Genomic DNA, 14,899 nt, shown 5'->3' with positions numbered 1-14,899 from the left:
AAATCCTCCCTTTGTATTTATCTAGATACTTTAAGCCCTTTAGGCACGGCCCACTTTTCAATTAAAGAAAGTATGAAATCGACAAGTAAAGCCAGACACGTTACAAGAATTGCAGCACTAATAATCATTGGTGGCTGATATAAATTTAATCCGTTAAAGACTAAATCACCGAGTCCACCAGCGCCAACGTAACTAGCTAATGTAGCCCAGCTGATTACGTATACACTTGATAAACGTATACCACTAATTATAAGTGGTAAGGCTAATGGCAATTCGACATCTTTCATTAACTGCATCTTAGTCATACCCATACTTGTTCCAGCTTGGATGATATTCTTATCAATATTTTGTACTCCCAGAACTGTATTGTTTAAAATTGGTAACAATACATAAATGAACAATGCGACAATTGCTGGCGTCTTACCTACACCAAAGATTGGAATCATAATGGCTAATACTGCTAACGTCGGAATTGTTTGAAGCACACCCGCTATCGTTAACACTACATTTGCAATACGTTTCGTCTTAGATAATAAAATGCCTAACGGAACCGCAACTACAATCGCAATTAATAACGCGATAATTGATATGTAAAAGTGTTCTATCGTTTTCGATACGAGTTGGCTTCCATATTCTTGGAAAAATTGGCGCATTAACGATCAACTCCCGAATGGTCAGAATCCTTCACATCATGTGTGTCTAATCTATCTGTAACATCTTTTTGTTTCGATGTAGCGTCATTATGACGGTCTTCGGCATGTTCATTTTTTTCAATGTTACCTAACTCATTTTCACGTTCGACATCATTCATGTGCGAATCAGACAATGTCATCTCATCATCTTCTTCACCCCAAATAGAGTCATAGACAATGTCAACAAGATTAGAACGTGTAATTAGACCTATAAGTGCATTGTCATTATCAACGACTGGTACGTTTCTAACATTTCTCTTTAATATCGTACGTACGGAGTCTTGTAATTTAGAATCAATATGGACTTTGTAAACATCTCGTTGCATTGTATCAATTAATTCCTTACGTTGACGTAACCCTTGGTTAATATCTTCAATATCTAGGAATCCAAGTAAATGATGATGATTGTTGACTACAAATATTGTGTCAACACGTCTTTGTCGCATAACATTGACTGCATCATTAAGAGTGTCGTTGGCATTTACCGTAACAGGCTTAATCATCGCATCTTCAACCGTTCTCATATTCGGACGATCTTGAATCAATCTATTCTGTCCAATAAATTCTCTAACAAAATCATTGGCAGGATTTCTAAGAATATTATCCGGTGTATCGTATTGAACAACTTTCCCTTTAGACATGATACAAATACGGTCTGCGAGCTTTATCGCTTCGTCCATATCATGTGTCACGAAAATAAATGTTTTCCCTAATTTCTTTTGAAGATCTTTAACTAAATCCTGTAAAGTATCTCTCGTAATTGGATCCAATGCACCAAAAGGTTCATCCATTAAGATGATATCTTGCTCTGCAGCTAATGCACGTACGACACCAATACGTTGTTGTTGACCACCTGATAATTCAGATGGATAACGATCTAAATAGTCTTCAGGTAAGTCTACTAACTTGATTAATTCTTTTGCTTTAGCATCCTTCTTCTCTTTAGACCATTTAAGCAACTTTGGTACCAAGACAATATTTTCTCTAATGGTCATATGAGGCATCAATCCAATTTGTTGAATAACATAGCCAATACTTCTACGTAATTCAACTGGATTCATATTTCGAACATTCTTCCCATTCATTTCAATTGTGCCGTCAGTGGCTTCAATCATTCGGTTAATCATTCGTAAAGCTGTCGTTTTACCGCTACCGCTTGTCCCAATAAAGGCAATAAATTCACCAGATTCAATATCTAATGAAATATTATCTACTGCTTTTTTATTGCCAGAGTAAATTTTTGTTAAGTTCTTAATACTTAGCGTCATTATATTGCTCCTTCCTATTGTTGCCAGATAAAAAAGCTCATAAAACAAAAAGGCCAGTAGTCCCATTGTTAAACAAATACGTAATAAGTTAAACAAGAGCCTCATGGCCTTTGCTTCATAAAATTTTAATTAATTCAATTTCAATATAATTCAAGCTTTTTCCATCTTTTATATCTATATACCCTATATAATTTTTTGAAACATTTCTTATATGAAAAGATTAAAAAAATTCACAATTACATTTTTTTAAAGTTGTTTCAAGCATGATCAAGTTAAAAAACTGTCGAAAATAAAGTTGCTCACAATAAAATTCATCAAATTGTCAAACTTTTCTAAGTAAATAATTTGAAGCTGAATTCAAAATTGCATTCCAAAATTAATAGTATTAGTCTATAGGTGTAATAAGTATTTATTGAAGGGATGTTGTAAAAATGAAAGCAGCAGTATGGTATGGTCAAAAAGATGTTCGCGTGGAAGATCGTGAACCTAAGCAATTAAAAGACAATGAAGTTAAAGTAAAAGTTTCATGGGCAGGTATTTGCGGAACTGATTTACATGAATACTTAGAAGGACCAGTCTTCATCTCTACAGATAAACCTGATCCACTACTTGGACAAAAAGCACCTGTTACTTTAGGACATGAGTTTGCTGGTGTTGTTGAAGAAGTTGGTAAAGACGTTACTAAATATAAAAAAGGTGACCGCGTAGTTGTTAACCCAACTGTATCTAAACACGAGAAAGATGAAAGCGTTGATTTATATGATGGCTATTCATTTATCGGTTTAGGCTCTGATGGTGGCTTTGCCGAATTTACAAATGCGCCAGAAGAAAATGTATATGCATTACCTGAAAGTGTATCTGATAAAGAAGGTGCTTTAGTAGAACCTACTGCAGTTGCGGTTCAAGCAGTTAAAGAAGGTAAATTATTATTTGGTGATACAGTAGCAGTATTTGGTGCTGGCCCAATTGGTTTATTAACAATTGTTGCAGCTAAAGCAGCTGGTGCAAGTAAAATCTTCGTATTTGATTTATCTGAAGAACGTTTAGCTAAAGCTAAAGAAGTCGGCGCTACGCATGTAGTTAACTCTGGTAATACAAATCCTGTAGACTTTATTAACGAACATACAGAAAATGGTGTAGATGTTACATTTGAAGTTGCTGGTGTTGGTGTAACATTATCTCAATCTGTACAAGTTACGCGTCCAAGAGGTACAGTTGTCATCGTATCAATCTTTGCTCATGCAGTAGATTTCGATCCAATGTTATTAACTAACTCAGGTGTTCAATTAACTTCTACAATTGCATACTCTCCTACTACATTCCAACAAACAATTGATTTAATTGCGAACGGTAGTTTAGATGTTAAGAGCGTAGTAACAGATGAAATCGAATTAGAAAACATTGTTGAATCTGGATTCGAACAATTAGTAAACGATAAATCTCAAGCTAAAATTTTAGTTAAATTAAATGGTTAATTGACTATCTAATTTGAACTATTGTTAACATCATTTAAAAAGCATTTAATCTTCATCTTTAGCGATGTTGATTAAATGCTTCTTTCATTCTAAATCTATTTATCGTGCATCCCTTTACCATCAAGAATATGATCAATATATTTTTCAACTCTGCTTTGTCTTGTTTGACTACGCTTAGCTTGTGAAATGTGATATATGTATTGATGCTGTCTACCAGGCGTTAATTTGTAAAATGCCTCTTCTAAATTAGGATTATCATTGAATGCTTGCTGTAATTCTTCAGGTATTTCATAGTCCTCTGTCTTCTTCATTTCAACTTTCTTGCCATCCTTTTCAACTTCAATGGCTTCATTAATATAATATAAAATTTCATCTCGACGTTCTTTAATTTCTTCCAGTGTTTTAAAGCGTATCTGTCTTGCTGCTTGAACTCGCTCTGTTTGTTGAATTAGCGTTTCATATTTATCTTCTATAATTGCACCTTTATGAAATAGTAACGCTACATAATGTTTAAAACCATGAATCGTTATAACATTTTTATCATTAATGGTATATGTTGGATGCATCCATTTATATGCTTCTTCTAATTCTGACTCATCAAATATTAAATTTCTTAAATATTGATAAGATTCCTTCCATTGACTTTCTTTTTCTAAAAAAGCTAATACCTGTTTATCGGATTGTTTCTCTGGCACCTTAGTCACCTCATATCATTAGTTTGATAACAATACAATCATTATATTATTTAAGTCAATAAATAACTATTAATTACACAATCATTTGTAAATTTACAAAATCATGAATTGACTAATGAAATGATAAGCGTATAATTATAACGTATCATTTTTGATGAATATTAAAACAACATAAAGGAGTATTTATGGGACAAAATAATAACGAAGGTAAGATCAATCTGGTCCAACTTGTATTATTAGGACTAGGAAGTTTAATTGGTTCAGGTTGGTTATTTGGTGCATGGGAAGCTTCTTCTGCAGCTGGTCCTGCAGCCATTTTATCTTGGATTATCGGGTTTATAGTTATAGGAACGATTTCTTATAACTATATCGAAATAGGAACAATGTTTCCGCAATCTGGTGGTATGAGTAACTATGCTCAATACTCACACGGTTCATTGTTAGGATTTATTGCCGCATGGGCAAACTGGGTATCATTAGTTACTATCATTCCAATTGAAGCAGTATCTGCTGTACAATACATCAGTTCATGGCCATGGGATTGGGCAAAACCAACTTCTGCATTAATGCATAATGGTTCAATCAGTACGACAGGATTATTCGCTGTCTATGTCATTATCATTATTTTTTCTTTATTAAACTATTGGTCAGTTAAATTATTAACGTCTTTCACTAGTTTAATTTCGTTCTTTAAATTAGGTGTACCGTTACTAACAATCATCATGTTAATGCTTTCAGGTTTCGACACTAGTAACTACGGTTCATCTATTGGCGAATTTATGCCGTACGGTAGCGCACCAATCTTTGCAGCAACAACAACATCAGGAATCATCTTCTCATTTAATGCATTCCAAACAATCATTAATATGGGATCTGAAATTAAAAATCCTGAAAAGAATATTGCACGTGGAATTGCAATTTCATTAACGTTGAGCGCAATTCTGTACATCATACTACAAAGTACATTTATTACATCTATGCCACAATCAATGATTCATGAGCATGGATGGAGTGGTATCAACTTCAATTCACCATTCGCAGACATGGCAATCTTATTAGGTATCAACTGGTTAGCTATTTTGCTATACATCGAAGCGGTTGTTTCACCATTTGGTACAGGCGTATCATTTGTTGCGATTACTGGTCGTGTATTAAATGCAATGGAACGTAATGGTCATATTCCTAAGTTCTTAGGTAAAATTAATACAACTTATAATATTCCACGTGTAGCCATCGTATTTAATGCGATCATCAGTATGGTTATGGTGACCTTATTCCGTGATTGGGGTGTATTAGCCGCTGTTATTTCAACAGCAACATTAGTCGCATACTTAACAGGACCAACTACGGTAATGTCGTTACGTGAAATGGGACCTAAATTACACAGACCATTCCGAGGCACGATGTTAAAAGTAATGGCGCCATTATCTTTTGTACTTGCTTCATTAGCAATTTATTGGGCGATGTGGCCAACCACAGCTGAAGTTATATTGATTATTATTTTAGGATTACCAATTTATTTCTTCTATGAATATAAAATGAATTGGAAAAACACTAAAAAACAAATCGGTGGAAGTATGTGGATTATTGTCTACTTAATCTTATTAGCTTGTATGTCATTTATCGGTAGTAAAGAGTTTAAAGGTATTAACCTAATACACTACCCTTACGATTTCCTAGTTATAATTGTTTTAGCACTTGTCTTTTATAGAATTGGTATTACAAGCCACTTCAAGAGTGTATATTACAAACGCGCTAAGAAGATTAATAAACAAATGAAAGAAGATACATTGGAAGCAGAACAACAGGAACCTGAAAGAAAAGAAGCAATCCAACAACATAATGATTAATATTGTAAACCTAAGTGTGACTACGTTCATACTTAGGTTTTTTTTAGAATAGAACAGTATTCAATATCTTTCAACTTATAAAATAATGCTATAGTTAAAGTAATTGATAAATGTTGGGTGATAATCTGATGGTAATAATTAATACGAAATATGGTTCTTTCGAAGGTTTGACACATAAGAATTTAGATTTATTTCTAGGCATTCCTTATGCATATCCCCCTATTGGACATCGTCGTTTTAAACACGCTAGTCCTATCTATAGTTATGATACATTGGTTGATGCTACACAATTCAGAGCAATCCCTCCACAACCATTCAATAAATTAGAAACTTTCTTTTCAACTACGAAACAGAAATTTCAACCTAATGAAGATTGCCTACATTTAAACATTTGGCGTCAATCTACTGGCAAAGCAAAGAAACCTGTAATCATTTACTTTTATGGTGGTGGCTTTATAAATGGTCATGGTTCAGCAGAATTATATACTCCAGAACATATTGTTGAGCAATATGATGTCATTGTGATTACGTTCAACTATCGATTAGGTGCATTGGGATTTCTAGATTGGTCTTACTTTAACGCGCACTACGATAAAAATAACGGTCTGTCTGATCAAATTGCGGTATTAAAGTGGGTTGCACATTTTATTAAGTATTTTGGTGGAGATCCTGACAATGTTACATTATGGGGTCAATCAGCAGGCAGTATGAGTATTCAAGCATTGATGCAGCAACCACAACTTGACCACTATTATCATCAAGTGATGTTATTAAGTGGCATATTGCAGTTAGATTCAGCAAAAACTGGCATGATGAAAGCACAACATTTTGATGATTTAATGCAACAACACTTTTCCGGAAAAAGTATAAACGATTTAGATGATCAAGCAATTCTACAATTAATGGCATATGACGCGGAAGCACGTGGCAAATCTAAAGGCTTAGAATTGATATATCAACCGATTAAAGATAGCAAGATGTGTAGGCCTCTAACTGAATTCAACAAACCCATTGTATTAAGCTATACGAAAGATGAAGGCGATTGTTATATCCGAAATGAATCACGAAAACTGAGCCCTCAACGTTTCGTTGATGTCATGAAATTAAATCATATTCACGTCGATTTCAGTCGTGTTCAAACTGGAAAACAACAAGCACATGTCGTGACGGAATTATATTTTAAACAGCCAACATTCACGTTACTTCAACAAATGAGTAATAATTCTTATCGTTGGTTGTTACGCTTTGATTGGGCTCGACCTGAACATGTTCATTTTGCAAGTGCTTATCATATTTTAGATTTAGTCTTCTGGTTCGGTAAGATGGATATACTACAGGGTCACTCTATTAAACTTTCAAACAATGAGTTCGAATTAAGCAAACGTATGATAAGTGACTTAGTTCATTACGCTAGAACAGGCACCATGCCCTATGAACCTTACTCGATAAACAACTTAGAACCACATGTAAATAAATAAAGAAAGGGAGTGGGACAGAATTCTTTTTAAATTCGTCGTCCCACCCCCGCAAGGATGACTAGAACTGAAAAAAGCTTGATTTAAGCGCATTTTCAGTTCAGTCAGCTACTGCGAATTTGCAAAATAGCATCATCATATTATTTATGTCCCAGGCTCTTAAAATGGTTATATGATATTAATTTTTAGCATAATGTACGTTCTTTAATGTAAGTACAATAATCAGTCCTAATAAACCTATAAAGGCACTTACAAACGTGACCGCTTCAACATTCATATTTGAAACAACAAGGCCACCGATAATACCACCTAAACCAATACCTGCATTAAGACAAGACATATTCCAACTCATAACTTGACTTGTGTCACCTTCAACATGTTCGATAATACCACTTTGTATCGCAGGGTTCGTACTCCATTGCACGATATTCCAAATAAAGAGTCCAACTAATAATAGTACTGTTGTAGATAAAATTAAATTGATGGCTAGCATCACGACAATAAATACTGAGAAAGCAATAATTAACCATCGCTTACTAGTCAATTTATCAGCTAGTACACCACCCATTGATGTACCAACAACACCGGCAACGCCATTAACGAGTAGTGCTAATGATACATAGCCCATGGAGTGACCATTTTCTAAAATAAGTGGATTGATAAATACAAACGTCACTGAATTAGCGATTAGAATAAGCAATGTAATTGCTAAAAACTTAATGATCTCAACTGGTCGAACAATATGAGATGTGACTTGATTATCATCGGAAACGTTATTATACATTCTATTGGCTTGATTGAGTTCCGTAGTAGTTGGAAGATATTTCAACATTAATAAGCCGGCAATAAGACTAATAACAATAATAAATACGAATGTGAAACGCCAACCAATCCAATCACCAATCATCGTACCAATGGGCACACCAAAGACATTTGCCCCACTGAATCCAGTATAGACAACGCCAATCATCTTACCTCTGTTCTTAGGTATCGTTAGCATTGCTGTGAGCGCTAAGACTTTAACAATGATTAATGAAGCTGCAGCTGAAGATAATATACGTCCAATGACTAGAATCGTAAAGTTAGGCGCCACAGCGATGATTCCATTACCTACTACAAAGATGACTAAAGTCCATAATAATACAGGACGTGCAGGATATCGATTTGTTAATTTAACAAGTATAGGTCCACATATCGCAAAGGTTAATGCATAAAGTGTGACAAGTTGTCCAATTATTGCTTCTGAAACACCTAAGTCATCACTCATTAAATTCATGATACCAGCGACCATCATTTCAACCATACCTACTATAAATACACTGATGATAAATGTCGCTATCCGCATAACAGACATCATTCATACTCCTTTCATTTAATCTTTTTACATAAAAAAACAGCTACGCACTGTTCTTCAAGTTTCGTAACTGTTCCATTATATAATATTCACTTATATTTTTCTTCCCCAATGTTTTAAAAGAGACTTTCATTATTGTTGTATTGATGTTCGATAAGTTCTTGTAGAAATGCTGAAACAACAAGTAATGCAATTGCGCCGTAAGTCACATAATTATTATGCAACAAAAAATCAATACCGAAATTCATACTAAAATAACTTTCTATTAGACTTATTAATAATCTAAGTATATTAAATAGTGCAAGTAATGTAATCATAATTCCAAGCAGCTGGGATATAACTTTCATTTAATTTGCTCCTTCGTTAAATGATTTAGTTATATAGTAAAATTTTTAAATTAAATACTACTTAGTTTAATCTTAATTTTTCCTTAAATCATAATTACCGGAATAGTTAAATGTTAAAAAGTTGTATAAGATAGATATTGAGGTGGTTTTAATGAACGGTGAAGTGCTCATTATTGAAGATGATAAAGATATTAATGAGTTGATGAAATTATCTTTAAGTACAAAAGGGATACAACATATTAAATCTGTTGATAATATTGAGGATGCAAAATATGAATTACTGAACTTCAATTTTCAAGTTATATTATTAGATTTAAATTTAAAGTCTGAAGATGGTTATCAGTTACTGAAATATATTGATTTAAATGACACAGCTGTCATAGTAGTGACTGCTAAAACAACACATTTAGATGTCTATAAAGGCTTTGAACAAGGTGCAGTTGATTATATTAAGAAACCCTTTGACCCTATGGAGTTATACTATAGAGTTTCATTACATTTAAACGATAAAGGTCAGTCGATGTATCGTTATAATGATTTAACTATTAACTTTAATAGTATGGAAGTGTGTGTAAATGAGAAACCAATCAACCTTACGAATCGCGAATATAATTTATTAACGTATCTTGTTAAAAACAAGAACCAAGTACTTACGAAAGATCAGCTATACGCTAAAGTTTGGGGATATGATACAGGTGTCGACGATAACACTTTGATGGTACATATTAGAACTTTGCGTAAGAAGATTGAAGCGGCTCCTAATTCACCTAAGATGATTAAAACTGTACGCAGCAAAGGATACATGTTCAAGGAAGATGGCAATGATCAATAAATTTACATTAAAATTTCTTAAATATATGACTATATTTGTACTTCTAAATTTCACTATCACATGTACATTAATTATCATACTGTTTTTTAAAGTATTACCAAATATTTATTGGGATATTAATGAGATTGAGCCTACTTACTTAGAGACTTATGGCATTACTCAAGAACCCAATGCTAATCTTAAATCTTTAGCCAAAAAGAGTAACGTCGATTTATACTTCGTCCGTAAAAATGGAGACATTCTCTACCCAAAATCGAAACGTAATTCAAATATAAAACCAACGCTATTAAATAACATAAATAATGCGAATTCTGTTGTATCAAAAGAAGGCACGTATCTTGTTTATATCTATAGAAATAAAATGAAACAACCTAAAATAACAAATAGCGATGAAATCAAAACATCACAACTACTTGATAGTTTATCATCTTTAGATTTCAATCATTACAACTATTCAATTTCAAACAATGAACTTCAATTTGTGAAGAATCCAGGTCAAAGAACGATATTGTGGAATGATAACTTTGGAGAAGCTTTCAATGATAGTAAGAATACATATATTTTACTTTTCATCACGTTTATTATGGCTAACGTCATTTTAGTTGCTTTAACGGCCATGTTAATTTCAAAACGTCTTACAAGACCGTTATCCTTTTACATTGACTGGATAGGTAATTTGTCGCTAGGCAAACTACACCAGCCGACGTCGAAGCGTAAACGATTTAAGAATCGTCGAACATATCCGGAACTGGACGCATCTTTGTCGAAATTGAATGAACAAATGCTGTCTGATAAGTTTTACCATAATCAAATGTCGTATTATAAATCGAAATGGATTAGTCAAATTTCACATGATTTAAAATCGCCACTTACAACAATTTATGGTTACTCTAAACTAATACAAGCAGATGAACAGTCACAATCTTATGTTCAACTTATTTCGGAGAAAGCAACGTTTATGAGTGATTTGATTGATAGCTTGAATCAAACCTTTGATATGGAAACCAATCAGATGAAGCATGATAAAGAGAACTTCCCTATTCAATCAACAGTTAATCGAATTGCTCAGATTATTGGTTACCAATCCCTAACTTGCGACTTTCATTTTGAAGATGGGTCAACATTTTATGGTAATAAATTGTATTTCGAGAGACTGCTGATCAATTTAATTAATAATAGTATTGATCATAATGAGATCAACCCTAGCATAAAGATTACTTTTTCTAAAATTGAAAATAACTTGATGATTGATTATATGGATGATGGTCGAGGTTTACCTCACGATAATATTGATGCATTATTTAAACAGTCGTATACGTCGAAAGCAAATAAAGCTCAACATGGTATCGGTTTATCTATCATAAAAGACGCTGTTAATTATCATCATGGTTCAATTACACTATTACCATCTAAGCAAGGTGTACATTTCCATATCATATTAGTGGACAAAGCATAGTAGATTAAAAGTCAGTTTTCATTTGGTGATTCAAGTGAAAACTGACTTTTTAATTTATTTATCTTCATCTTCTTCATCGGGTGCGTTAAGTGCACTATTACGCGCCACTAATTGATGACGGACGTTAAAGAATTGATTATAGCTTAAATATGTCGCGATTAACGCTGACATAATTGTAGCCGTTGTATGAATAAACACAACTAACAATTGGAATTTAATCGCTTGTAATGGTGGTACGCCACCAATAATCAAGCCTGTCATCATACCAGGAATAGAAACTAGACCGTATGTTTTTACCGAGTCTATCGTAGGTACGATAGCAAGTCGTATACTCTCTCTAATTGATGCTTTAGAAGCCAATTTAGGTGTGGCCGCTAATGTAAGCTTAGATTCAATATCAGTAATATCTTTAACAAATGCTCGGTCTAAATTCTGGTAAGCTAAATTAATCGCGATAAGGCCATTATTAGCTAACATACCACCTATCGGAATAACTTCATTTGCTTTGAAATCAATCGCTCCAGCTAATACAGTAGCAGTTAGCGGTAAGGCAGTTCCAATAAATATAGCAATAAATGAAATCCAAAAGACATGATGCATAACAGGAGAAGCACGGTTAATTGTGTTCCACGATGCGTTTATAATAATGATTAGCACTGCTAACATTAATATCCATGCTTGATCTATTTTGAAAATATAGTGCAATATAAAACCTAAGATGATTAACTGTACAACTGCACGTACGGAAGCTACTACTAAATCTTTAATAATATGTAACCCTTCTTTATACGAAATAAAGATTGGAATTAATAATAATAATGCAGTTAAACAAAGGGCTGTATTACTCATTCTGATTTAACGCCTCCTCTTTCGTTATCTCACCATCACTAATTGTTATTCTTCTATGAAAATGTCTCATACTCTGGTCATCACTGTGCGTAATCCATAAGACTGCGACACCTTCTTTAACCATGTCAAAAATCATTTGTTCAATAATGTGCTTATTTTGCGTGTCGAGTGCACTTGTAGATTCATCTAGCAATAATATATCCGGACGATACATAAGTTGACGTGCAATCGTAATCCTTTGACGTTCACCTCCGGATAGATGTTCAATCTTAGAGTTTAAATCATACTGACCTAAGTTTACTTTCTTCAATAAATCGAGTGCCTTTTCCTTATCAAAGTGCGCATCACGAGCTAACGCTGGAAATGACATGTTATCCCCAATCGTCTCACCAAAAAGTTGACTCTGTTGCATGAGATAACTTATCTTCATACGCAATTCTTCAGGAGGATAGTCATTGAATGGCTTATCTTTGAAATAAAGTTCCCCATCTGTCGGGCTAATTAGATTATTAATCTGCTTTAAAAATGTACTCTTCCCACTACCGGATGGACCTATGATTGCTACTGCCTCACCTTCATTTAATTGAAAGTTGATATTTTTGAGTATCATACGTCTATCCGCTTTATATGATAAATTTTTGATGTTTAATAACATCTGTTACTAACCTCCTCTTAACTATTACTTTTATTGGAAAATAAATTAAAATACTTTTTTATTTAATCTGTTCTAGCATCATTTATATCTATAATAACAAAAAAAGAAGTAAAATAAGCAAATTCAAGTTAACATTTCTTGATTCACTGTATCTCACTTCAATCGGAGTAAATCGATTACCAAATAATCGAAATAATAATAGAGAAATATGAAATTAAGTTATTTATCATATGCAACGTAATGGTGATTGCTAAGTTACGACCACTATAGTGATACGCAACAACAAATCCAATAGCCATAATTAAATATGGTCCAACTTCAAATGGAGATGATGCGCTTAGTACGTGTAATCCAGCAAAGATTAATACTGATACAACGTACATTGCACCATATGTTAATTTCTTACCGAGTTCATGAATAATGAGATGTCTAAAGAGTAATTCCTCAACGATTGGCGTAACGATTACTATATCTAAAAATAATATTGGCCAAATCCATCTCGTCTTAAAGAGTTCCTCAATTTGTTTATTATTTTCAGTATTATTAAACTGATATTTTTCAGGTAGCAATTCTATTAAGTTTCCGTATAAAAATTGTGCCAAATACATCGCAATGAGAACAACAATAATCAGTATGATATGTTTTTTCAAATCTTTAAAGCGTTGAATTGCTAATGGAATAAGCGATTTGCGATGCATTAAATAAAATAATAGTAATAACAGACACTGTCCTAATAAGACAAAAATTTGATTAATCCCCATTAATTGTTTTATGAAAGGATCTTGTGAGGTTTGACCCGTAATAGCTACAATCGTAATCATTACAACTATTGTTAATATCAATGGCAAAACAATATTAATAATTAAGTAGCCTGGTATAAGCCAGAAATCACGTTTAACAATTCGTTTTGATGCAAATTCATTGTTTAGTTGTGAATGCTTAGATGTTTCTTGCGAATGTTCATATTCATTTGTCATAAGTCTCTCCCTATCTATTCTTTTTGAATATGTAAATTTCAACTATTATCAAAAATTAAAAGAACTTCTCTACCATTGTAGTAATAAATATCACCAAATGTACAGAGCTATGATAAAGATATGATGCTGCTAAACTCTTTCCACTTCTTATGTAAATAATGATAGAGCCAATTGATAATATTAAATACGGTATCACTTCCATGATGGATATCAAGTCATATACCTGTACACTTACTTCTATCACTATACTCAATACAATAACTACCATCAAATTCAGCTTTTTTCCGAGTTCATGAATGATTAAATGTCGATAAATTAATTCTTGAATTAAAGGTTGTAATGCAACCACTGTAATAAAAGTAAACACAATTGCAATTGGATGATTGAATAGACCTTCAAGACGAAGTTGCGCTTGAGTTACATCATAACTTAAAGGTTTAGGTAGTTTCTGCGCTACAAAATTAAAAGCATAATATAGCAATAATGCACTGATACTCACACTAACTATTAATGGTAAGTAATTACGTTTAGCAATGCGAAATTGTCTAAATGACACATCAGCAATATAGAGTTTATGTAATGCAAAAAATGATACGATAACAATAAATTGCGCTATAACGAAACTGACGCTCAACATCAAATTATATAAATAGAGTGGTGGCGGGTCTTGCGTTATCATCGCATGAACACCTAGAACACCGAAAACAATAATAATTGGCATTAAATTTTGAAAAACGATGTAAATGGGTATTAATAAGAAATCTTTTTTTACTACTTCAGGACTTCCCCATTGATTTCTTAAACCCTCTTGTTTCAATGACTTTCCCTTTTTTTTCATAGGTCACCTCTTACATCTTGTACATCATACTTTATCATCGAAATACATGTATGTCATATATCATTTGTTATTCTATCAGATTATTAATATTAAGAAATTGAAAATTTCTTCCTAATTTAAATTGTAAAAGATTTAC

14 protein-coding genes are annotated in these 14,899 nt (G+C 33.0%); 5 read left to right on the top strand and 9 right to left on the bottom strand.

Annotation, left to right across the window (positions count from 1 at the left end; translation table 11 throughout):
• Nucleotides 1-17: 17 nt before the first annotated feature.
• Complete coding sequence (locus AC1RRU_RS01975) at nucleotides 18-653, bottom strand: ABC transporter permease (RefSeq protein WP_011274932.1); 636 nt, start codon at nucleotides 651-653, stop codon at nucleotides 18-20.
• On the bottom strand, nucleotides 653-1,960 hold the full coding sequence (locus AC1RRU_RS01970) for a betaine/proline/choline family ABC transporter ATP-binding protein (RefSeq protein ID WP_016930761.1): 1,308 nt from the start codon (nucleotides 1,958-1,960) through the stop codon (nucleotides 653-655). Before AC1RRU_RS01970 ends, AC1RRU_RS01975 begins: the two co-directional genes overlap by 1 nt.
• A 431-nt stretch (nucleotides 1,961-2,391) precedes the next feature.
• Between AC1RRU_RS01970 and AC1RRU_RS01965 the strand changes: the two genes are divergently transcribed.
• Nucleotides 2,392-3,435, top strand: a complete 1,044-nt coding sequence (locus AC1RRU_RS01965; protein WP_011274930.1) for a 2,3-butanediol dehydrogenase — start codon at nucleotides 2,392-2,394, stop codon at nucleotides 3,433-3,435.
• 95 nt (nucleotides 3,436-3,530) lie between these two features.
• Here AC1RRU_RS01965 and AC1RRU_RS01960 read toward each other — a convergent pair whose 3' ends face one another.
• Nucleotides 3,531-4,130 carry a YdeI/OmpD-associated family protein gene (locus AC1RRU_RS01960; protein WP_011274929.1) on the bottom strand — a complete coding sequence of 200 codons (600 nt, stop codon included), beginning with the start codon at nucleotides 4,128-4,130 and terminating at the stop codon, nucleotides 3,531-3,533.
• A 185-nt stretch (nucleotides 4,131-4,315) separates the two neighbouring features.
• On the opposite strand from AC1RRU_RS01960, the gene AC1RRU_RS01955 reads away from it, so the two are divergent.
• A complete protein-coding gene (locus tag AC1RRU_RS01955) occupies nucleotides 4,316-5,980 on the top strand; it encodes an APC family permease (protein ID WP_011274928.1) in 1,665 nt (554 codons plus the stop codon).
• A 128-nt stretch (nucleotides 5,981-6,108) separates the two neighbouring features.
• Nucleotides 6,109-7,458, top strand: a complete 1,350-nt coding sequence (locus tag AC1RRU_RS01950; protein WP_033079727.1) for a carboxylesterase family protein — start codon at nucleotides 6,109-6,111, stop codon at nucleotides 7,456-7,458.
• Between the two features lie 175 nt (nucleotides 7,459-7,633).
• Here AC1RRU_RS01950 and AC1RRU_RS01945 read toward each other — a convergent pair whose 3' ends face one another.
• Nucleotides 7,634-8,809 (bottom strand): MFS transporter, encoded by a 1,176-nt coding sequence (locus tag AC1RRU_RS01945; protein WP_016930764.1) that lies wholly within the window; start codon nucleotides 8,807-8,809, stop codon nucleotides 7,634-7,636.
• Nucleotides 8,810-8,925: 116 nt separating this feature from the next.
• A complete protein-coding gene (locus AC1RRU_RS01940; RefSeq protein ID WP_049781270.1) occupies nucleotides 8,926-9,156 on the bottom strand; it encodes a hypothetical protein in 231 nt (76 codons plus the stop codon).
• Between the two features lie 151 nt (nucleotides 9,157-9,307).
• Between AC1RRU_RS01940 and AC1RRU_RS01935 the strand changes: the two genes are divergently transcribed.
• Both AC1RRU_RS01935 and AC1RRU_RS01930 read left to right on the top strand, forming a co-directional pair.
• Nucleotides 9,308-9,988 (top strand): response regulator transcription factor, encoded by a 681-nt coding sequence (locus AC1RRU_RS01935; RefSeq protein WP_011274925.1) that lies wholly within the window; start codon nucleotides 9,308-9,310, stop codon nucleotides 9,986-9,988.
• Entirely contained in the window at nucleotides 9,978-11,444 is a 1,467-nt protein-coding gene (locus AC1RRU_RS01930) for a sensor histidine kinase (protein ID WP_011274924.1), read from the top strand. Before AC1RRU_RS01935 ends, AC1RRU_RS01930 begins: the two co-directional genes overlap by 11 nt.
• Nucleotides 11,445-11,498: 54 nt before the next feature.
• On the opposite strand, the gene AC1RRU_RS01925 is transcribed toward AC1RRU_RS01930, so the two are convergent.
• The 4 genes from AC1RRU_RS01925 to lnsB all read right to left on the bottom strand — a co-directional run bounded on the left by AC1RRU_RS01925 (nucleotide 11,499) and on the right by lnsB (nucleotide 14,763).
• Entirely contained in the window at nucleotides 11,499-12,293 is a 795-nt protein-coding gene (locus tag AC1RRU_RS01925) for an ABC transporter permease (protein WP_011274923.1), read from the bottom strand.
• Entirely contained in the window at nucleotides 12,286-12,948 is a 663-nt protein-coding gene (locus AC1RRU_RS01920; RefSeq protein WP_011274922.1) for an ABC transporter ATP-binding protein, read from the bottom strand. Before AC1RRU_RS01920 ends, AC1RRU_RS01925 begins: the two co-directional genes overlap by 8 nt.
• A 176-nt stretch (nucleotides 12,949-13,124) precedes the next feature.
• On the bottom strand, nucleotides 13,125-13,925 hold the full coding sequence (locus AC1RRU_RS01915; RefSeq protein ID WP_016930767.1) for a CPBP family intramembrane glutamic endopeptidase: 801 nt from the start codon (nucleotides 13,923-13,925) through the stop codon (nucleotides 13,125-13,127).
• Between the two features lie 55 nt (nucleotides 13,926-13,980).
• The gene (lnsB, locus tag AC1RRU_RS01910; protein ID WP_070663187.1) at nucleotides 13,981-14,763 is read right to left on the bottom strand and encodes a CPBP family lipoprotein N-acylation protein LnsB; all 783 of its coding nucleotides are present in this window, start codon (nucleotides 14,761-14,763) and stop codon (nucleotides 13,981-13,983) included.
• Between the last annotated feature and the right edge of the window lie 136 nt (nucleotides 14,764-14,899).

Source organism: Staphylococcus sp. GW821-FHT11H10, assembly GCF_058807855.1.
The sequence above is the reverse complement of the archived record's forward strand: the minus strand, read 5'-3'. Positions and strand labels throughout refer to the sequence as shown.

Excerpts from the sequence above, each read along its gene's own strand:
- AC1RRU_RS01935 (WP_011274925.1), top strand. The coding sequence starts at position 9,308 with ATGAACGGTGAAGTGCTCATTATTGAAGATGATAAAGATATTAATGAG.
- AC1RRU_RS01925 (WP_011274923.1), bottom strand. The coding sequence starts at position 12,293 with ATGAGTAATACAGCCCTTTGTTTAACTGCATTATTATTATTAATTCCA.
- AC1RRU_RS01970 (WP_016930761.1), bottom strand. The coding sequence starts at position 1,960 with ATGACGCTAAGTATTAAGAACTTAACAAAAATTTACTCTGGCAATAAA.
- AC1RRU_RS01955 (WP_011274928.1), top strand. The coding sequence starts at position 4,316 with ATGGGACAAAATAATAACGAAGGTAAGATCAATCTGGTCCAACTTGTA.
- AC1RRU_RS01920 (WP_011274922.1), bottom strand. The coding sequence starts at position 12,948 with ATGTTATTAAACATCAAAAATTTATCATATAAAGCGGATAGACGTATG.
- AC1RRU_RS01940 (WP_049781270.1), bottom strand. The coding sequence starts at position 9,156 with ATGAAAGTTATATCCCAGCTGCTTGGAATTATGATTACATTACTTGCA.
- AC1RRU_RS01930 (WP_011274924.1), top strand. The coding sequence starts at position 9,978 with ATGATCAATAAATTTACATTAAAATTTCTTAAATATATGACTATATTT.
- AC1RRU_RS01975 (WP_011274932.1), bottom strand. The coding sequence starts at position 653 with ATGCGCCAATTTTTCCAAGAATATGGAAGCCAACTCGTATCGAAAACG.
- AC1RRU_RS01915 (WP_016930767.1), bottom strand. The coding sequence starts at position 13,925 with ATGACAAATGAATATGAACATTCGCAAGAAACATCTAAGCATTCACAA.
- lnsB (WP_070663187.1), bottom strand. The coding sequence starts at position 14,763 with ATGAAAAAAAAGGGAAAGTCATTGAAACAAGAGGGTTTAAGAAATCAA.
- AC1RRU_RS01945 (WP_016930764.1), bottom strand. The coding sequence starts at position 8,809 with ATGTCTGTTATGCGGATAGCGACATTTATCATCAGTGTATTTATAGTA.
- AC1RRU_RS01950 (WP_033079727.1), top strand. The coding sequence starts at position 6,109 with ATGGTAATAATTAATACGAAATATGGTTCTTTCGAAGGTTTGACACAT.
- AC1RRU_RS01965 (WP_011274930.1), top strand. The coding sequence starts at position 2,392 with ATGAAAGCAGCAGTATGGTATGGTCAAAAAGATGTTCGCGTGGAAGAT.